At 33.3% G+C, this 20,450-nt stretch carries 18 protein-coding genes and 1 tRNA gene; 6 read left to right on the top strand and 13 right to left on the bottom strand.

Annotated features, from left to right (window positions below; genetic code table 11):
* Positions 1-705: a DUF4294 domain-containing protein gene (locus PUH65_RS07710; RefSeq protein WP_305519342.1), complete on the bottom strand. Its 705-nt coding sequence runs from the start codon at positions 703-705 to the stop codon at positions 1-3.
* Between the two features lie 55 nt (positions 706-760).
* On the opposite strand from PUH65_RS07710, the gene PUH65_RS07705 reads away from it, so the two are divergent.
* Both PUH65_RS07705 and rpe read left to right on the top strand, forming a co-directional pair.
* Positions 761-1,837 (top strand): M42 family metallopeptidase, encoded by a 1,077-nt coding sequence (locus PUH65_RS07705; RefSeq protein ID WP_305519341.1) that lies wholly within the window; start codon positions 761-763, stop codon positions 1,835-1,837.
* Positions 1,838-1,872: 35 nt separating this feature from the next.
* The gene (gene rpe / locus PUH65_RS07700) at positions 1,873-2,523 is read left to right on the top strand and encodes a ribulose-phosphate 3-epimerase (RefSeq protein WP_305519340.1); all 651 of its coding nucleotides are present in this window, start codon (positions 1,873-1,875) and stop codon (positions 2,521-2,523) included.
* 75 nt (positions 2,524-2,598) lie between these two features.
* Here rpe and pgl read toward each other — a convergent pair whose 3' ends face one another.
* The 6 genes from pgl to tkt form a co-directional block, all read right to left on the bottom strand.
* Complete coding sequence (pgl, locus tag PUH65_RS07695) at positions 2,599-3,333, bottom strand: 6-phosphogluconolactonase (RefSeq protein ID WP_305519339.1); 735 nt, start codon at positions 3,331-3,333, stop codon at positions 2,599-2,601.
* Position 3,334: 1 nt separating this feature from the next.
* Positions 3,335-4,858 carry a glucose-6-phosphate dehydrogenase gene (gene zwf / locus PUH65_RS07690; protein ID WP_305519338.1) on the bottom strand — a complete coding sequence of 508 codons (1,524 nt, stop codon included), beginning with the start codon at positions 4,856-4,858 and terminating at the stop codon, positions 3,335-3,337.
* 39 nt (positions 4,859-4,897) lie between these two features.
* Positions 4,898-6,322: an NADP-dependent phosphogluconate dehydrogenase gene (gene gndA / locus PUH65_RS07685; protein ID WP_305519337.1), complete on the bottom strand. Its 1,425-nt coding sequence runs from the start codon at positions 6,320-6,322 to the stop codon at positions 4,898-4,900.
* Between the two features lie 64 nt (positions 6,323-6,386).
* The gene (tal, locus tag PUH65_RS07680; RefSeq protein ID WP_305519335.1) at positions 6,387-7,475 is read right to left on the bottom strand and encodes a transaldolase; all 1,089 of its coding nucleotides are present in this window, start codon (positions 7,473-7,475) and stop codon (positions 6,387-6,389) included.
* Between the two features lie 48 nt (positions 7,476-7,523).
* Positions 7,524-7,988, bottom strand: a complete 465-nt coding sequence (locus PUH65_RS07675; protein WP_305519332.1) for an RpiB/LacA/LacB family sugar-phosphate isomerase — start codon at positions 7,986-7,988, stop codon at positions 7,524-7,526.
* Between the two features lie 92 nt (positions 7,989-8,080).
* Positions 8,081-10,087: a transketolase gene (gene tkt / locus PUH65_RS07670; protein ID WP_305519331.1), complete on the bottom strand. Its 2,007-nt coding sequence runs from the start codon at positions 10,085-10,087 to the stop codon at positions 8,081-8,083.
* A 719-nt stretch (positions 10,088-10,806) separates the two neighbouring features.
* On the opposite strand from tkt, the gene PUH65_RS07665 reads away from it, so the two are divergent.
* On the top strand, positions 10,807-11,496 hold the full coding sequence (locus tag PUH65_RS07665; RefSeq protein WP_305519330.1) for an SDR family NAD(P)-dependent oxidoreductase: 690 nt from the start codon (positions 10,807-10,809) through the stop codon (positions 11,494-11,496).
* Positions 11,497-11,602: 106 nt separating this feature from the next.
* On the opposite strand, the gene PUH65_RS07660 is transcribed toward PUH65_RS07665, so the two are convergent.
* Positions 11,603-11,675, bottom strand: a tRNA-Met gene (locus PUH65_RS07660).
* A gap of 545 nt (positions 11,676-12,220) precedes the next feature.
* The gene (locus PUH65_RS07655) at positions 12,221-13,264 is read right to left on the bottom strand and encodes a reverse transcriptase family protein (RefSeq protein WP_305519328.1); all 1,044 of its coding nucleotides are present in this window, start codon (positions 13,262-13,264) and stop codon (positions 12,221-12,223) included.
* A gap of 252 nt (positions 13,265-13,516) precedes the next feature.
* Between PUH65_RS07655 and PUH65_RS07650 the strand changes: the two genes are divergently transcribed.
* The gene (locus PUH65_RS07650; protein WP_305519327.1) at positions 13,517-13,756 is read left to right on the top strand and encodes a helix-turn-helix domain-containing protein; all 240 of its coding nucleotides are present in this window, start codon (positions 13,517-13,519) and stop codon (positions 13,754-13,756) included.
* A 216-nt stretch (positions 13,757-13,972) separates the two neighbouring features.
* Here PUH65_RS07650 and PUH65_RS07645 read toward each other — a convergent pair whose 3' ends face one another.
* From PUH65_RS07645 to PUH65_RS07635, 3 genes are all read right to left on the bottom strand, one after another.
* Positions 13,973-14,416 carry a RadC family protein gene (locus PUH65_RS07645; RefSeq protein ID WP_305519326.1) on the bottom strand — a complete coding sequence of 148 codons (444 nt, stop codon included), beginning with the start codon at positions 14,414-14,416 and terminating at the stop codon, positions 13,973-13,975.
* Positions 14,417-14,524: 108 nt separating this feature from the next.
* Positions 14,525-14,902: a hypothetical protein gene (locus PUH65_RS07640; RefSeq protein ID WP_305519325.1), complete on the bottom strand. Its 378-nt coding sequence runs from the start codon at positions 14,900-14,902 to the stop codon at positions 14,525-14,527.
* Positions 14,903-15,102: 200 nt separating this feature from the next.
* Entirely contained in the window at positions 15,103-16,002 is a 900-nt protein-coding gene (locus PUH65_RS07635) for a hypothetical protein (RefSeq protein ID WP_305519324.1), read from the bottom strand.
* Positions 16,003-16,344: 342 nt separating this feature from the next.
* On the opposite strand from PUH65_RS07635, the gene PUH65_RS07630 reads away from it, so the two are divergent.
* On the top strand, positions 16,345-16,626 hold the full coding sequence (locus tag PUH65_RS07630) for a hypothetical protein (protein WP_305519323.1): 282 nt from the start codon (positions 16,345-16,347) through the stop codon (positions 16,624-16,626).
* Between the two features lie 42 nt (positions 16,627-16,668).
* Here PUH65_RS07630 and PUH65_RS07625 read toward each other — a convergent pair whose 3' ends face one another.
* Positions 16,669-17,316: an SOS response-associated peptidase gene (locus PUH65_RS07625; RefSeq protein ID WP_305519322.1), complete on the bottom strand. Its 648-nt coding sequence runs from the start codon at positions 17,314-17,316 to the stop codon at positions 16,669-16,671.
* Positions 17,317-17,473: 157 nt separating this feature from the next.
* Between PUH65_RS07625 and PUH65_RS07620 the strand changes: the two genes are divergently transcribed.
* Positions 17,474-20,450 (top strand): TaqI-like C-terminal specificity domain-containing protein (locus PUH65_RS07620; RefSeq protein ID WP_305519320.1); only part of this gene is annotated, 2,977 nt, incomplete at its 3' end.

Here is a 20,450-nt window from a genome sequence, read left to right as displayed (position 1 = left end):
TTATTTTTTGACTTTAAAAGTAAGATAACCAGGATAAGGTTGCAAATATCCGTTATTCCAATTACTTTGCAGCAAAGATTCTAAAAATTCATCACTTCGATCGACATGAGGATTGTAAGGTTGCTTGATGCGGACGTCGGCAATATTGCCTTTCACGTTCCACCAAAAAGCACTCCATCCACCTCGTAGTTCTTTGATGATTTCATATACGGTTTTACCGGTTGCGCGGTTCATTAACTTGGCAAATATTCTTCCTTCAGTCGTCGTTAAATCCCGCAACTGTAATTCATATTCATCTGCAAGTTTTTGTTGTCGCTCGTTAACATATTTTCTTTGTGAACTTTTGTCAAGAGTGTGCATTTCTTGCTGAATATCTTCATATTGTTCAAGTGCAGTTAGAAAAAGCGGATAAACTCTGGAAAGTTTTTTATTGAGAAAATAATAGTAATTTTGGTCAAGTTGGTTATTGAATTTGGGTTTATTCATTAACCTTAATTCATCCATTACGACAACATTTTCCCCATTTATTTCATAAATCCTCGCCTTTTGGCTTTCGTCGTAGTAATATTTATTACCTAATTCATCAGTTTTAAGAAGTTCTGGTGGGTATTGACTGATTGGTTTAAGTGTAGTTAATTCCCGCTGTGCATTTGCATGAAGTCCGAAAAACAGAAGAAATAGTAAGAGCAGTTTATTAAAATTCATTATTTTTACCTTCTATAAAATCAAAATTTAACTCAACAAAATTCATTCCTTTCTCATGAAATTTGAAAACAAATCATTGCTATTTTTAGAAAAATATCTAAACACCGCATCGCCAACTGGTTATGAACATAATGGCCAAAAAATCTGGATGGACTATTTGAAACCTTATGTTGATAAAATTGAAGTCGATCATTATGGGACTTGCTACGGAATCATTAATCCCGAGGCAGAATTCCGCGTAGTAATCGAAGCGCATGCCGACGAAATTTCTTGGTACGTGAATTATATCACGGATGATGGCCTTATTTATGTCATCAGAAATGGCGGTTCTGACCAAATGATTGCACCTTCGAAAGTTGTTCATCTGCACGGTGAAAAAGGAATTGTAAAAGGAGTATTCGGTTGGCCTGCAATTCATACCAGAGGAATTAATTCTGATGAACCGATTCCTAAATTAGATAATATCTTCATCGATTGTGGTGCATCAACAAAGCAAGAAGTCGAGAATTTAGGAATTTTTGTCGGAACGATGATTACTTATCCTGATGAATTTTTTCAATTAAATGATAAATATTTCGTGTCTCGTGCTTTAGATAATAGAGTTGGCGGATTTATGATTGCTGAAGTTGCCAGATTGTTAAAGGAGAACAAAAAGAAACTTCCTTTTGGTTTATACATTACGAATTCTGTACAGGAAGAAGTTGGTTTGTATGGAGCCAATATGATTGCAGATACCATTAAACCGAATATCGCAATTGTTACAGATGTTACCCATGATACTTCCACGCCGATGATCGAAAAGAAAAAAGAAGGAGATTTGAAATGTGGAAACGGTCCTGTGATTTATTTTGCACCAAGTGTTCATCACAATATTCGAGAACTGATTGTTGATACCGCCAAAACTAAGAAGATTCCTTTCCAACGAGCTGCGGCGAGCAGAGCGACTGGGACAGACACTGATGCTTTTGCGCATTCGAATGGCGGCGTTCCTTCGGCATTAATTTCTCTTCCGTTGCGTTACATGCATACGACTGTAGAAATGGTTTCGCAAGATGATGTTGCCAACGTGATTCAATTAATTTATGAAACTTTATTGAAGATTAAACCAACTATGAATCTAAAGTATCATTAATTTAAAAGTAAAAGTAAATAGAAAATAAAGTAAAAATGAAAACAAAATTAATCTCACCCTCACTTCTATCTGCAGATTTTGGAAATTTGCAAAGAGATATTGAAATGTTGAATCAGTCGCAAGCAGATTGGTTGCACGTAGATGTTATGGACGGAAGATTCGTTCCCAATATTTCTTTCGGGTTTCCCGTAATGAAAACGGTACAACAACACGCTAAAAAATTTGTTGATGTGCATTTAATGATTGTTGAACCGGAAAAGTATGTCGAAGAATTCATCAGTCATGGCGCAGATTTAGTTTCTGTGCATTATGAGGCCTGTGTTCATTTGCACAGAGTGATTAATTTAATTCAGGAAAAAGGAGCAAAAGCTGGAGTGGTTTTAAATCCAGCAACCCCAGTTTTAATGTTGGAAGATATTATTGCTGATGTAGATTTGGTTTTATTAATGAGTGTAAATCCAGGATTTGGCGGACAAAAATTTATTGAAAATACCTACAAAAAAATCGCTGAAACCAAAGATTTAATTTTATCGAATAATTCAACGGCTTTAATTCAGATTGATGGTGGCGTAAATTTAGACAATGCTTCAAAACTGTTCGACGCGGGAGCAGATGTTTTAGTAGCTGGAAATGCAGTTTTCTCCGCAGAAGATCCAGCGAAAATGATTGAATTACTAAAAATTTAAAATGGTCTTTGTTTAGAGACAATAACTTTAATTATTTGAACTATCATGAAAAAGGAATCGATTGCGATTCCTTTTTTAATCTGAATTTAATAATCGGGAAGCAGCAGATGAATCTAAAAACCATTCTACTTTCCTGGCGGGCGATTTTATTAACCGTGCAGGATATTCATTTATAGTACCGGATTTATCTTTCAAAATATGATATACTGCGTCGGCTTTTTCTTCGCCAAAAACCAAGAACGCAATTTCTTTTGCCTGATTAATTAAAGGAGCAGTCATCGTAATTCGATACTGATCAACTTCTTTTACAAAAACTGATTTAATGGTAACTTCTGTTTCTTCCAACACTTTAGTATTTGGAAAAAGTGAGGCGGTATGCGAATTAGGGCCAAGACCTAGAAGAATAAAATCAAATTCAATGGGCTTGTCCTTAAAATGTTTTTGAATCGATTCTGAATATTTTAATGCAGCTTCTTTAGGAGAAACCGATGTATCTACTTTGAAAATATGGGATTCTTTAATTTTTAAAGGATCAAACAAAACTTCTTTCGCCATTAATGAGTTTCTCTGCGAATCATTTTCTGGAACAAACCGTTCATCACCAAAGAAAAAATAGGTTTTGGTCCAGTCAATTTTATTTCTATATTTTTCAGAGGCCAATAATCCATACAATTTTCGTGGAGAACTTCCGCCCGACAAAACAAAATTAAATTGGCTATTTCTTTTAATCGCCAATTCTGATGCCTTGCAAATTGTGGTTGCTAAAATAGTCATCAAATCATTAATATTGTCGTAAATATTTAAATTCATTTTAATCTTTTTTATTATTATCGGGTAGGTTAATCCAGTGATAACCATCTTTAGCAATAAGCGCTTCCGCATTTTCCGGCCCCCAGGAATCAGCAGCATAATTCGGAAAATTAGTGTCGGCGTTTTTCTCCCAGTAATTTAGAATCGGCATAATGAGTTCCCACGCCGCTTCTACCTGATCAGCACGCATAAATAAAGTTTGATCGCCAGTAATTGCATCCAGAAGAAGGGTTTCATATGCCTCTGGTGAATCTGTTTTTTGACTGCCGAAATAATCAAAAATAACATCTACGGTATTTAAATTCATTTCGAGCCCGGGAACTTTGCTCTGTAATTGAAATCGAATTGCCATATCGGGCTGAATGCTAATTACCAAACGATTTTGCTTAGGAACGCCGGATTCCTCAGAAGAGAAAATATTATGCGGGATTTCTTTAAACTGAATAATAATTGTTGATGCAGTTTTATAAAGTCTTTTACCCGTTCGCAAATAAAAAGGAACTCCCTGCCAGCGCCAGTTGTCTACATGCAATTTCATGGCGGCGTAAGTTTCGGTGTTTGAATTGGGATCCACATTTTCTTCTTCACGATATCCAAGAACTTCTTCCCCTTTGATCCAACCTGCACTGTATTGTCCTCTGGCAGACATTTCTTCAACTCTGCCGGGAACTATTTTTCGCATTGCTTTTAGTACATCTACTTTTCGGTCTCGAACCTCATCAGCATCAAAATTAATGGGCGGTTCCATGGCAATGATACAGAGCAACTGCAATAAGTGATTTTGAATCATGTCGCGCAATACGCCAGCATTTTCAAAATATTTACCTCGGCTCCCAACGCCAATTTGTTCGGTGACAGAAATCTGAACGTGCTCAATATGATTGCGATTCCAGAGCGGTTCCATGATTGCGTTTGCGAATCGCAAGGCCATAATGTTTTGGACGACTTCTTTACCCAGATAATGATCAATACGGTAAATCTGAGTTTCTTTAAAAATGCTTAATAACTTTTCATTTAATTCTTTCGCAGATTCTAGGTCGGTTCCAAAAGGTTTTTCGATAATAATCCGCGTTGTTTTACAATTGTTTTCGAGTTTGGCTTTAGAGATGTTCTCTGCAATAATACTGAAGAAACGGGGAGCGACAGCGCAGTAATAAATGACAGAAGGCATTTCTTTCCATTCTTTTTTATATTTGTCTATTATTTTTCCAAAGGGTTTAAATTCTGATTCCACGGTTATATCTGCAGCTTGAAAAGTAATGTTGGCAGAGAATTTAAGCCAGTCTTCATTCTTGGTTTTACCATTTCTGGAAAATTCATTTACCGCTGATTGTAATTCTTTAATATACGCTTCATCGCTCATTTTGGTTGAAGAAGATCCTACAATCGCAAAATTATCTGGCAACCAATTATCTAAAAAAAGATTGTAAAGAGCCGGCATTATTTTTCTTTTGGTTAAATCTCCGGTTCCGCCGAATATTAGAAAAATAGTAGGACTCGTTTTTATATTTGATGTTTTTGTCATGGTTTTCTTTTTAATTGAAACTTTAATTAAATAATCATCTTACGGTTTAGTTTCTTCCCATTCAGTATGAAAAACGCCTTCTTTTCCTTTTAGTTCATACGTGTGCGAACCGAAAAAATCTCGTTGTGCCTGAATCAAATTTGCCGGCATTTCTTCAGTTCTAAAATTATCAAAATAACTTAATGAAGTAGAAAAAGCTGGAACAGCAATACCTTGAAGGACAGCATCTGTGACCATTTTCCGAATGCCAGGAATACTTTTTAGAATTTGCTGGTGAATATCTTCATCTAAAAAAAGATGTTTCAATTCTGGTTTTTTTTGATAGGCTGAATAGATGTCTTCTAAAAATTCGGAGCGGATAATACAGCCACCACGCCAAATTTTTGCAATTAAGTCGAGATTCAATTTGTAGTCAAACTCTTTATTAGCCACGTACAACAAATGCATTCCTTGTGCGTAAGCAGAAACCATGGCGAAATAAAATGCTTCTTCTAAATGAACAATATTTTCATCTTTGTTAATGTTATCATTTGAATTATTTTTCTGAGGATAAATTTTTGCTGCTTGGGTTCGCAAATCTTTATATTTAGAAAGATCACGCATAGAGACAGCAATGTCAATTATCGGAATTGGAACAACCAAATCCATTGCGGCTAGTGAGGTCCATTTGCCTGTGCCTTTTGCTTTTGCTTCATCTTTAATATCATTGAGCAAGAGATGATCTTCACCCGGTTTTTTAAAGTCAAAAATATCTCGTGTAATTTCGATTAAGTAGGATTGCAGTCTTCCTTCATTCCACTTTTTAAATACGTCATGAATTTGTTGATCATTGAGTTGTAGATTTTTTTTCAAAACTTCATAGGCTTCTGAAATCAATTGCATTAAAGCATATTCAATTCCATTGTGAACCATTTTCACAAAATGCCCGGCGGAACGTTCTCCCATATAAGCCACAGTAGGTTCACCGTTGACCTGTGCTGCAATTTGTTTAAGGATTGGTGCTACGGTTTCATAAGCGTCTTTATCACCACCCGGCATCATGCTCGGACCCCGCCTTGCGCCTTCTTCCCCACCGGAAACTCCCATTCCTATAAAATGAAAACCTTTACTTTCTAAATCTAAACTTCGACGATCAGTATCGATAAAGTGCGAATTTCCTCCATCGATGATGATGTCTCCTTGATCCATAACCTCCAGTAATTCACTGATGACGATGTCTACAACTTTGCCAGCAGGTACGAGCATCATGACTGTTCTCGGACTTTTTAAACTAGTTACAAATTCTTTTAAATCAGAAAATCCCTGAATATTTTCTCGGTTCAAATTATTGAGGGCATCGACTTTTTTAGAATCGTTATCATATCCAGCGCAGTTATATCCGTGGTCTGCAATGTTTTGTAAAAGGTTGGAGCCCATTGTTCCCAAGCCAATCATTCCAATAGCGTTTTGTTTATTTATTTCCATTGTGTTATTTTCTGATTAAATTTAGTAGAATTTATTTAGTTATTTTAAAATATTCGGGCAATGATTAAAAATTGCGTTTTTTGGTATCAATGCTTTTCAGAAGTTTTTCATAAGCATTGTTAAATTTTTCAATTCCTTCATTTTCTAATTTCTGGGTAATTTCATCAATATTTATTCCTAAGTCTTTTAAATCTTCCATGGTTTTATTTGCACCCTCACTATCTTGGGTTAAAGTATCTGCAACTTTCCCATGATCTCGAAAAGCATCGATGGTCTCCATTGGTAAAGTATTAATGGTATCTTTTCCAATTAAAGTCTCTACATATAAAACATCACTGAAGGAAGGATCTTTCGTACCAGTACTTGCCCAGAGAACTCTTTGGGTTCGGGCACCATTTTCGGCTAATTTTTTAAAACGGTCGCTCGCAATCATTTCAAGATAAATTTGGTAGGCTTTTTTAGCAGAAGCAATTGCGATTTTTCCTCTTAAGTTCTTTCCTCCTTTTTCATCCAGCAGCGGATCAACCATCACATCAATTCTACTCAAGAAAAAACTCGCAACAGAGGAAACGTCTTTTATAGAGTTCCCTTCATTGAGTCGATCTTCAAGGCCTCCCATAAACGCTTCTGTTATTTCCCGATAGCGAGGAAGTCCGAAAAGTAAGGTCACATTAATATTAATTCCTTCCCGCAGACATTCTCGAATTGCAACCAATCCTTCTTTTGTTCCGGGGATTTTAATCATTACATTTTTTCGATCAACCCTTTTCCAAAGTTCACGCGCCTGTTCGATGGTTGCATCGGTATCGTTTGCTAAAAAAGGAGAAACCTCTAAACTTACAAAACCGTCTGCACCATTCGTTTTATCGAATACAGGTTTGAATAAATCGGCAGCTCTCTGAATATCAGAAATTGCCAAATCGAAAAAGATAGCCGCATTACTGTCTTCGGTTTTTGAAAACCTGGTAATATCATCATCATAATCAGAACTGCCGGTAATTGCCTTTTCAAAAATCGATGGATTGGAAGTTAATCCCCGCAGATCATCATTATCTATAAGGTTTTTTAGAGTTCCTGAATTCATGATTTCGCGATCGAGTAAATCAAGCCAAATGCTTTGACCGTGATTTTGTATTTGATTTAAGGTGTTCATTTTGTTTGTTTTTAAATTTATATTTCAAAAAAATTTTGGTCTTTTCAATTAATTCTTTTCTAAATTCTTAATTTTCCGCAGTCTCCGCAGATGTCTTTCAGCGCCTATGAATTCTGCATTTAAAAAGGAAAGTACCAATTCTTCTGCACTTGCGTAACCGGTCACTCTTCCACCTAAACAAATTAAATTCATGTCATCATCTTCTACACCTTGATGTGCAGAGAAATAATCTCCAATCAAAGCCGCTCTTACGCCCGAAACTTTATTAGCAGCGATACACGCGCCTACTCCGCTTCCACAAATGGCAATTCCACGAAAGACTTCTCCTGCGGAAACCGCTTGTGCAAGAGGTATAACATAATCTGGAAAATCATCATTATTATTCAATTCCTTTGCGCCAAAATCAACAAGTTGAAATTCATTTTTCAACAAAAAAGAAATGATTTTTTCTTTCAGTTCAAAACCGCCGTGATCTGCACAGATTCCTATTTTATTATTGGTGAATTTTTCCATTTTCGATTTATTTAAACAGCAAAAGCAGCAAAAATTTATTTAATTAAACTATTCAAAAGTTTGCAAGAACCTTGTTGAAAAATAATTTCATCCTATTTTTTAGAAAGCATAACTTTGGCTTTGTTCACCACATTTTCGACAGTGAAACCATATTCTTTCATTACTTCTTCTCCTGGAGCAGATTCACCGAACTTGTCGATTCCAAGAATAGTTCCATCATCGGTTACATATCTTAACCAGCCGATAGATGAGCCTGCTTCTACTGCCAGACGTTTTCTGATCGTATTTGGAAACACTTTTTCTTTATAGTCATCACTCTGTTTTTCAAATAAATTCCAGGAAGGCATACTGACCACTCTTGCTTTAACGTTTTCTTTTTTCAAAATTTCTTGTGCTTCCAAAATGAGATTTACTTCGGAACCTGTTGCAATAAGGATTACATCTGGTTCATCATCTGAATCAGAAAGAACATAAGCTCCTTTCTCCAGATTTTCTGCTTTGGCAAATTTTTTCTGATCGATTACGGGAATTCCTTGTCGAGTCAGAACAATACAAACTGGTCCATCTTTATGTTCAATCGCAACACGCCATGCTTGCGCAGTTTCATTGGCATCTGCAGGACGAATTACGGTCATATTGGGAATAGAACGCAAACCAATTAATTGTTCGACTGGTTGGTGCGTGGTGCCGTCTTCGCCGAGCGCTATGCTGTCGTGCGTAAAAACCATGATGGGTCTTAGTTTCATAATGGCTGCCAATCGAAGTGGCGGACGCATATAATCTGAAAATATTAGAAAAGTCGCACCATAAGGAATTATAAATTTGCTGAGTGCCATTCCATTAAGAATCGAACCCATTGCATGTTCCCGAATCCCAAAGTGGAAATTTCGACCCTCGCGATGTTTCGCTGAAAAAGATTCATAAGCATCAAGATGGGTATCTGTAGAAGGAGAAAGATCGGCTGAGCCACCAATCAGTTGAGGCAAATATTCTGCAATTGCATTTAGTGTTTTACCGGAAGCTTTTCGCGTCGCAATATCTTGACCCGGTTCAAAAACCGGTAATTTTTTTTCCCAATCGGCTGGTAGTTTACCATCTCTAATCATTTCATATTCTTTGGCAAGATCTGGATGTCTTTCTTTGTAATTTTTGTAAAGTTCATTCCAGTCTGCTTCTTTATGAATTCCTTGTTCGCCAACATTCCGGTAAAAATCTAAAACATCATTTGGAACGTTGAAATTTTTATCAGGGTCAAATCCAAAATTTTCTTTAACCAGTCTTACTTCCTCTTCACCTAAAGCAGAACCATGTGCCGCTGCGGAATCATGTTTATTGGGACTTCCGTAACCAATATGAGTTCGCACTTTAATTAATGATGGACGAGTAGTTTCATTTTGTGCATTTTTAATTGCAGCTGAAAGGGATTCCAAATCATTGCCATCAGGAATACTTTGTACATGCCAACCGTAGGCTTCAAACCTTTTAACGACATCTTCATTAAATGTTAAATCGGTATCGCCTTCAATGGTGATATGGTTATCATCATAAAGATAGATCATGTTTCCTAACCCAAGATGTCCAGCGAGAGAAGCGGCTTCAGCGGAAACGCCTTCCATTAAATCACCATCACTACAGAGGGCATAAATTTTATAATCAAAAATATTGAAATCTGGTTTATTGTAGCGCGCTGCCATATATTGTTGAGCAATGGCCATTCCTACTCCATTTGCAAAACCTTGACCCAAGGGCCCGGTTGTGACTTCGATTCCCGGCATTAATCCATATTCGGGATGTCCGGCGGCAATGCTGTGTAACTGTCGGAAATTTTTAAGATCCTCCATAGTGACTTGATATCCTGTGAGATACAAAAAACCATATTGCAACATGCATGCGTGTCCGCACGATAAGATAAACCGATCCCTATTTGCCCATTCTGGATTTTTCGGATTATAATTCATAAACGCTGTCCACAAAACGTGACCAACAGGTGCTAATGCCATGGGTGTTCCGGGATGTCCGGAATCAGCTTTCTGAACAGCGTCTGCGGCTAAAATTCTTACGGTATCAATACTTTTCTGAATTAAATTTTTAGTTTCCATTTTTTATGATTTTTCCCTTATTTTTTTAAATTGAACGGAGTTTAAAAGAAGCAGAAATAAGTTCATAAAAAAGAAGGTTTTCTTAAACTATTTTCTTGAATTAAAATGAGACTGACTCCGTTTGTAGAGCGATAATATGATGTAATGAACTCCTTAGTTTATTGAAAATGATTAAATGGTATTGTAATTATCATCTGCCCGAAATTGCTATTACGTTGAATTATAAAAGGTAAGTTACAATGAAAAATAAAAAAAACAATTTATTTTAACGATAAATAACATTTTTTAATCTTGAGTTTACAGGTGATTTTTACCCATTTCAAAAATTTCCAAATGCTATTTCTTTTAAAAAAAAATTTTAGAAATATTTTAATTTAATGATATAGGATATCAATTCTATCTTTTTTTTAGATTTAAAATGACTATTTTTAGTTGGTTAAATAATTATTATATTTTAAGGGTACTTAAGCAACATGTTTTTTAATTAGATTTTCTGACTCTCACTCGCACCTGAAAAATATGATAAACTTGAGGCAATTGAACAATTTGGAAATTAGAAAAAATTATTCAACAGAAATGAAGAAGTACTTTAATGGTCGTTTTTAAACGATTTTTGCAAAAGAACAATTTGTAGAATTTTACGTATCCTAAACCTGATAATAGAGTCCCTTTTTTTAGATAAGGTTGGATAATAATATTTTTATAATAACAAGTAATTCATGAAAACAGAAAATAATAGGAAAACAGTCTTGATTACAGGAGTAAGCAAAGGAATTGGAAAATCTTTAACGAAGAAGATGCTGGCAGAAAACTACTTTGTCATTGGAACAAACAGAGAAGGAAAACTTAAAGAATTTGAAGATGAAAATTTTTATCCTTTAGCCTTAGATCTTACCAATCCTGAAAATATTGAAAAGGCTCAGAAAACAATTGCTGAGAACTTTCAGCACATTGAAATTCTCATTAATAATGCGGGAGTTGGACCTGATTTAGGAAGTCAGGAGCCGGAAAGAAAATCGTTTGCCCAAACTTTTGAAGTCAATGTTTCCGGTACGGTTTTCTTTACAGAATGTTTAATTAAACTTATTCCTGAAAATGGAAAGATTATCAATATATCTTCCAGAATGGGTTCGATGGATGAGTGCGAAACTTCAGACTCGATTGCTTATCGTATGTCTAAAAGTGCGCTAAATATGTATACAAAAATATTAACCAATCGTTTAAAAGGTAAAGTAAAAGTGGCCTCCGTTCATCCCGGTTGGGTAAAAACAACTATTAGGGAAAGCAATCTGATCAACGCGACCTTAACGCCGGAAGAATCTGCAGCAAGGATTTTCAGTTTTATCAAAAGTGATTTTGAAAGTGGTATATTTTGGAATGCTGAAAAGGAAGAGAAGATATTGTGGTAGTTGATTTGGGAGATTTTATTCTTATCACATACATATTAAATTGCCCAAAAACCTTCACTCAACCCCACAAAAAAAGAGAACCATTAAAATGATTCTCTTTACTTAGTAGCGGAGACACGACTCGAACGTGCGACCTCCGGGTTATGAGCCCGACGAGCTACCTACTGCTCTACCCCGCGTTATTATGGTGCAAATATACAAATATTATTTTAAATCTCTTTATAAAATAGTATTGTAATCGTATAATTTAAAAATGTGAGTGCTGGTAATTCTTTATAGCCTGAATCTAAACCACTTACCTGAACCTCAAGATTTGTCTTGATTCGTAATTTAAGTAATTTAATACTATTGATTATTTAGCAAAGTGATAAATTCATCATTCGCTACTAAGTTTTGTGACTCATTCTAAATCCCCAAAAACTTCACTAAGAAGCAGAAAAAAAGAGAAGCATTTAAAATGATTCTCTTTACTTAGTAGCGGAGACACGACTCTATATACTCCCTGTTAGGTAGCTTCAATAAAGGGTTTTAAATGGTTTTATTTTTTGGGTATGCCGAATAGTATGCCTTTTTATTTAAAACCACTTTGCAGATATAGTTAGTCTATATTTTACAATCATGCAGAATTCTGACTTGATGCGATTTACTATGATAAGATCTTTTACAAATTAAAGTTTACAGGAAGTTGATTTTTTCATTATCTTAAAGTTAAAATAACCTATAATCAAAATTGTTCATCAACTGTATTGTTTTTTAGTAATTCATTAAAGGTTGCAATGTGAGTTTCGGTACGATGCAAACTTACAAATGCATTGTTAAATTTTTTAAACTGAGGATCTTCTTTTCCTTTAACCATTCCGTAAAACTCAATCCAACCTTTTACTGTCGAGATAAAATTCTTTTTGGGGTATTTTTCCTTAAATTTTTTTTCTGCTACAGAATAGCCATATTTTTTCCAATTATATAGCAGTGCTTTAAGATCATAGCGAAATTCACGCTTTAAGTTAACTTTTTCATTGACAACAAGTCCTGTAACTTCTTGCCTGTAAGATTTATTGTAAACTTTTGTTTTCTCTGTATTAATTTCAAAATAATATTTTTTAGTAATATCAGTTATCAGTTTCACAATTTTTTTCTTATTTATTTTTTCATTTGTTGAAAAGGTAAGATCATCAGCGTATCTCGTGTAAGTCAGCTTATATTCTTTTGAGAATTTTAATAGCTCTAAATCCATATCATAACAATAAATATTAGATAACACTGGAGATGAGGGTGCTCCAGTGGGAAGATATCCATGCAATGTCACTATTTCTAAAAATTTCCAGGGAACATCATCAATGTTAAAAGTCCTTTTCAAGGATTCTCCAATCATTTTTTTATTAATAGATTTAAAGAAATCTTTAATATCTAAATTAAGAACAATTTCTTTATTCGTATGTTGCATTGCTCCTGCAACCATGTTTGTGTTTAATTCAAAACCAAAAGAAACATTCAAGTTCTGTTTTTTATTAAAAATTAAATAATCAGCAATTTTCCTTTGCACTTCTTTAAGTTCAAATGTGGGAGCAAATATTTCACGTAAACCTCCTCTCTTCTTCAGTACCTTGAAAGAGTAATAATAATGATCTAATAATTTTGAATCAGTAAGTGTACTTACGAACATTGATTTTAAATCATGTTGTACAAGATCTAATATTTCAATTTCTTTATTGTACCAGTTTTCGAAGGGTAATTTGAATAGTTCTATGTCAAGTTCTTTAATGTCCATAAAAAGTGTGTTTCATGTTTTTATTCTGGGGATTGTGTTGCCTGTACGATACTGTTATTCCCTTTGTGTTACACAAAAGATAGGAGCAATATTTTCACTAAACACACTAATGGACATATCTAAAATTGTTAATATTACCTATCTCTAAATACTTTTAAAACCTCTGTATAAATCTAAACCTTGTTTAGTTGTCATATATGGCAATAGGTTAAACAAATATAAACAAGACTTTTGACTTGTCAATAAAGTCAAGTGGAAAAGTCGGTTTTTTTAGAAATCATAGGTAAAAGAATAAGAGAAGTAAGATTGTCTAAAAATCTTACTCAGCTTGATCTTGTTTCCAGAATTGATGGAGAAGTTGACCCTACTAACATTTCTAGAATAGAGAGTGGGAGAACAAATCCAACAATATTTACGTTACACAAATTAGCTGATGCCATGGAAATATCTCTTGTTCAATTACTTGACGAAGAATATTCCCTAGAGAGCTAAGTTAAGGATTAGTTCAGCATTTTCAATTTTACCTAATATAATTTATTTCAAACCTGTTTTAGGTAGATTTATAGATATATACCAATGACTTTAAATCAACAAATACAAGTAAAATTGGATCTTAATAAATAATCCTAAACTTTAGTAAAAAGGCTATAATTATACTATTATGCTAAATTCTAAATAGTCAAAAACAGTAAAAAAACAGCCTTATTATTAATCCACGCTTAAACCTGATTCTTCAATACTAAAATAATCCACTTCAGTAATAATCAGATGATCCAAAAGTTTTATCTTAAGTATTTCCCCTGCAGAAGCAATTTGTGAGGTTATTCTTAGATCTTCTCTGCTTGGCTTTAAGTTTCCACTTGGGTGATTGTGAACTACAATTATAGCACTTGCATTTACCTTTAAGGCTATAGAATAAATATGTCTAATATCTACTGTACACTGGTTTATTCCCCCTTTTGACAAACTGTATATTCCTAAGACTTTATTAGCCTGATTGAGAAACATCACTTTAAATTCTTCAAGAAATTCGATATTATCCATATTCCAGGAATTCACAAATAATTTAAAGGCGGTGTGAGAATTATCAATCATAGGTTTTTCAATAATTTCAGTTCTATAACTTACCTGTATTTCGTTTAAAATGTTCATATTAATTTTTTTTAAGATTAGAGTCGAGTTTTTTCCTAGACTAAATATATGTTTAGGCAAAATGTCGGGTTATAAAAATTAAAAAATCCCCAATGAAGGGGATTAGTGTTACTTGGAAGACAAAGCTTCTTCAAATTCTTCAATAGGTGAAGTTTCTGTGGAGTCTACATCCACAACTTTAAGATTACCTACGAAATCTGAGGCTTGTAATAGTTCAATTGCTCCAAGTGGATAGGATAATTTCATGAATGTAAAATTCCTTCCATATTCAGGATCATAATCCTGCTCTTTTGCAGTGAATAAGTATACTGCCCCAATGTCTAAAGACATATTCTCAGCAATTGTTCCGCTGATAACATTCTTACTGGGCATTTCTCCTGCAATTCCTAATAGGATTACAGGCATGTGTCCATTCTTGTCTTCAGTTGCATGTTTTGATTTAAGCAAATCTACCTTTGCTACAAATCCTTTGAAATGTTTTTTCATAATGAGTAAAATTTTTGAGTTACTCAAAATGAGTTAGAGGTAGAAAAGGGGCTTGTGTTGTTTATATTTAGCGCAGGGTTTTAAGTTGCTTTCTTATTGGGGTTGGGGGAGTTTTTCTTTTTGGAGTTAGGTGGGGGGGAGTTTCTGTAACAATCTACACGCACATTTTCATAGAGTGCCTAAAAAATTTTAAAAAAAAATTAATTCTGCTTTCTTACTTTATCTTCTATTTTTAAGACCTCATCGTGGGTAAAATTAAACTCATCTTCTCCTGCTTTCCTCACTATGACATATTCTTTGGTAACATTATGGTAAATATCTGCAATCTGATCATTTAAGGGAACAATCACAATATTAAGAACTCCATTTATTAGTCCACATTTATCACCTTTAAAAACTTTTATATACAGATCATCTCGGTTCTTTCCATACAAGACTTGGCATCTATCATATTCTAACCTAAAAGGAATTAAGGGATTCATAAACGGATCAAATAAGCCCCACTTCCCTGCTCTTTTAGCCCAAATGTAGTCCTTATGATCTCCAAATGGGTTGAAATGTTCCATGGTATCTTCTAAGTCATTCATCAATAATTCTCCTTTCATATTATAAATTGTTACCCCATTTTCGTGTTTTGAATACAAACAGTTCTCATTCAATTTATCAACCCAATTATATTCAACACGTAGTAACTCCTCTGTTGAAGTTACTAAGCCAAATTTATCTTCGATCCTAACAAGATATAAATCTGTTCCAAGACAGATTATTTCATCGTACATTTTTACAGGTTTTTTATTCTCTAAGAACACCTTATCTTTCCATTGTATGACTTTCACTTCATAATAATCATTATATCCATCATAATGATCCTCAGTGAGCTCTCTGGCTTTTTTACATAATATTTCTAACTTCTCTAGCAAGACCAAGTTGGTTCTAGAATCAGTTTTATAGATATTGTATTCGTATGCTAAATGCTGTGCCAGTTCACTAAAAAGAGGATGCTCAGTATTAAAATTTCCAGTAACATTTACTTTCGGAGCGTCAACTGGTTCTACTCCTTCTTCTATTTCTATATTTAGACTTATTTTCTTGTTATTCATAATGTTATATTAATTTTTTTGTATGCTTAATATTTCATCTTTTTCTTATGATTTTAAAAGGCAGAATTTTATTATCTTACATTTTCTTCTGTACATCGCCTATTTTAGTCGAACACTTCCAATAAGAATTGAGAACTGTACAATTTAATAGATTATTGTTCTTTAATTTCACAATACAGCTTTTTCCAAATATAGGTAAATAAAGAAGTTCTAGCTAGAATTTAGAAGATCAAATAATTATAAAAATCTTTAATTATAAATATTTATAATGACTCGAATTTTGCTACAAATTATAGCAATATACTTTTGAAATTTGATACAATTCTTATCTACTTTTGACCAATGAAACTACAAGCTAGAATTAAAGAAACTGTTGATATGAAGAATGGCACTGCACCACAATCTGTAATAGTTGAATTTGTTGGAGATAAGGAAAAGCAACTTTTTGAAGTGCTATTCTATGACTTAGATCCTTATAGGGAAGGAATAAGAAAATGGGATATATGGGAACTCGCAATTAAATGGAAAAGTGAAGTCTTTACAGATGAGAAAACTGGAAAGAAGTCTTATTTCACTTATTTAATCTGTTCAAAAGCAAAGCCTGTAGTACAGATGCAAAAATAATTTTTATTCATTATTATCTAGCAGATATACTTCTTATAAGAACTAAAAAAGTGTTGTTGGATTACCCGCATCTAAATTCAAAGCAACTAATTGGGGATTGTAGTGTGGAAAAGCAAAGTCATCTACTGGTCTATCAGATAGCCAGGCTTCTTCTGCTTCCTTTGATAGAATTAAGGGCATTCTATCCTTTGTATTGTGGATCTCAGACATCAGTTCATTGGCATTTGAAGTTACAATAGAAAAACTGGTAAGAGTTTCATTGGTGGCTTTATCAGTCCAGATATTATAGATTCCTCCTAGTGCAAAAGGTTCATTACCATTATCTAATTGAATGAAGTATTTCTCCTTATTTTTTCCCCTCGAGTCTAACCACTTCCATTCATAAAATCCGTTGACTAAAACTAGACACCTATTAGACACTGAATTTTTAAAACTTGGTTTTTCTGTGAGAGTATCAATCCTCGCATTCAAAGTCATCTTCTGAATATCTCTGTCCTTTGCCCAAAAAGGAATCAATCCCCAATCTCCTAGTATTGCTTCATCAGGACTTTCATCCATTATAATGGGTGTTTTAGGATGTGAGAATCCATTTAGAAAACCAGATGCTTTAAAGTCTGGAGCATTATACTCAACTCCAAAGGAATCTTTAATTTCTTTTTTAGTTAGGTTATTTGAAATGTAGTAGCACATAAATAGCAATTATAGATAAGTCAAATTTAGTAATTAGAAATTTAAACTATGATAACTATTGCCAATAAATTCAAAGTTTTAAATAATTTATAAAATTAATAACAAATCCATTTTTAACTAATTTAATTAGGTATTTTTGTTAAAACTCAATTGTTGTATGGCTTTGTTTCAGAAAACTGTAATCACCAAATACCTTCAAACTCAAAATAAAGAAAATCTCATTGAAAAATGGGATTTATTTCGTGCTCACTTCCATAATCCTATTATACAAAAAAATATTAGAAACTCTAAAGAAGAGCAATATCAAGAAGGATTTCTGCGAGATTTGTTTGTGTCTATTTTTGGATATCAATTGAACCCTGCACACAACTTTAACCTCACTACCGAATACAAGAACGTAAAGGACAGTAAAAAAGCAGATGGAGCTATTATTATTGATGAGGTAGTTACTGCCATCATTGAGTTAAAGAGAATGAATATCACTGATTTATCTAAAGTTGAAGATCAGGCTTTTGGATATAAAAACAATCAGGAAAACTGTAAATATGTTATTACTTCTAACTTTGAAAAACTAAGGTTTTATGTAGATAATGCTATTGAACATATTGAGTTTAATCTTTTTGAATTGACTCAGGAACAATTCAATCTCATGTATCTTATTCTGGCTTTTGAAAATATTAAGAAAAATATCCCAAAGAAACTTAAAGATGAATCTCTCAATCAGGAGGATATAGTTACCAAAAAGCTTTACAAGGACTACTCTGTATTTAAAAGAGAATTATTTCAGAATTTAATTCTTCTTAATCCTGATTATGATCCATTATTACTTTTTCAAAAATCTCAAAAACTATTAGACAGACTGCTTTTCCTTTTCTTTGGTGAAGACAGAGGATTATTACCACCCAACTCTGTAAGACAGATTTTAGCACAGTGGAATAAGCTACAGGACTTAGATGAATATGTGCCACTCTACAACAGATACAAAAAATACTTTGGCTATCTGAACACAGGCTTTAAGGGAAAAAACCATGATGTTTTTGCCTACAATGGTGGATTATTTAAAGAAGATGAGGTTTTAGACAATATTACAATTGATGATCAATTATTATATGATCATACGTTCAGATTATCCCAATATGACTTTGCCAGTGAGGTTGATGTGAATATTTTAGGTCATATTTTTGAAAATTCTCTGAATGAAATTGATGAAATAAAAGCACAATTAGAAGGACAGGAAATTGACAAATCTAAATCTAAAAGAAAAAAAGATGGTGTTTTTTACACCCCAAAATACATTACCAAATACATTGTTGAGAATACAGTGGGTAAATTATGTGAAGAAAAGAAAGGTGAACTGGGAATTATAGAAGAGGAATATTTTACAGATAAAAAAAGACAGCAAAAAACCAGTAAAAATCTACTCGATAAGTTAGACCATTACAGAGATTGGTTATTGCAGTTAACCATTGTAGATCCTGCGTGTGGTTCTGGAGCATTTTTAAATGAAGCTTTGAATTTTTTAATTAAAGAACACCAATACATTGATGAACTCGAAGCTAAACTGAGAAATGTGCCCATTATCTTTTCTTATCACAGTGAAAGCATCTTAGAACACAATCTTTTTGGAGTTGATTTGAATGAGGAATCTGTAGAGATTGCAAAACTTTCTCTTTGGTTAAGAACAGCAGAACCTAACAGAAAGCTGAATAGTTTAAATGATAATATCAAATGTGGAAATTCCTTAATTGATGATCCAGAAGTTGCAGGAGAAAAAGCATTTAAATGGGAAGAAGAATTCCCACAGGTTTTTGCTAAAGGTGGTTTTGATGTGGTGATTGGGAATCCCCCTTATGGTATATTCATGAGTGATATTGAAAAAGCTTACTACATTAATCATTTTCCACTCACAAGCTATAAAATTAATCTCTATATTTTATTCATAGAAAGAATGCTTCAGATTCTTGATAAAGGAATAATTCATTTTATTATTCCTAAATCATTATTATTCAATACTTTTTATAAAACTATAAGAGAAGAGCTTTTACATTACGTACAGATAAATGAAATACATACTATAACAGAAGAGGTTTTTGAAGATGCTGATGTGGGTAGTAGTTTACTTTTAAACTTTGAAATAAAACAAGAAATTGATTTAAACAAAGCATTTAGATTAGCTGAATCTGAAAAGATTTCTAATTTTATTACTAATTCCAAAATAACAGAAAGTTATCAATCTCAACAATTCTTTTTAACAATACCTAATTTCGAAATATCTATAATAAATCAGGATAAAGAAGTCATTCTATTGAAACTATTAAAGTTAGATGTAATTAAAGATTTTTATAAACTCAAAAATGGTTTGAATCCTGGAAATATTAAACATATACTAATTTCAGATGCTAAGGATACATTAAATCATAAGCAGATTATATGGGGAAAGGATATTAATAAATACACAATTAATTGGAGTGGAGATTTTATTAATTATGATGAAAATCTAATTGATACTATAAAAGTGGAAGATATTAAATCTAAGCAGGGAATGAAAAGTCAAACTAAAATTGATTTTGCATTGAGAAATCCAGAATTGTTTGAAAGTGAAAAAATAGTAGTACGAAAGACTGGAGATAAATTGATTGCATCATTAGATTTAAAAAAATACTATTTTGACACATTAGTGCATGGCATTTACAAACTAGATCATGGACCTAGTCTTAAAAGTTTATTAGCAATATTAAATTCAAAACCTGCTACGTTATTTTATAGATTGTTGCACGATATAAAAGGGAAGGTTTTTGCTAAAATAAGTCTTGACAATTTAGCATGTTTCCCATTGCCAATAATTTCTAATGAACAAGATCTAGTATTATCGGAGAAAGCAGATTTAATGCTTTCACAAATCAAAGACTTACAGGAAATTTCAGCAAAATTCCTAAGAACCTGCGAAAGGAAATTTGATAATTTAAACCTTAACAAAAAACTGCAAGACTGGTACAATCTCTCTTATGCAGATTTCATTGAAGAATTATCCAAACAAAAAATAAAACTCACCCTTTCCGAAGAAGCAGAATGGGCAGATTATTTTGACCAAGAGAAAAGTAAGGCGTTAGAAATACAATCTCAAATTACTGCTA

Origin of the sequence: Kaistella sp. SH40-3, assembly GCF_030686865.1 — a bacterium.
Lineage (GTDB): Bacteria > Bacteroidota > Bacteroidia > Flavobacteriales > Weeksellaceae > Kaistella.
This window is presented reverse-complemented; position numbering and strand designations above follow the sequence as displayed.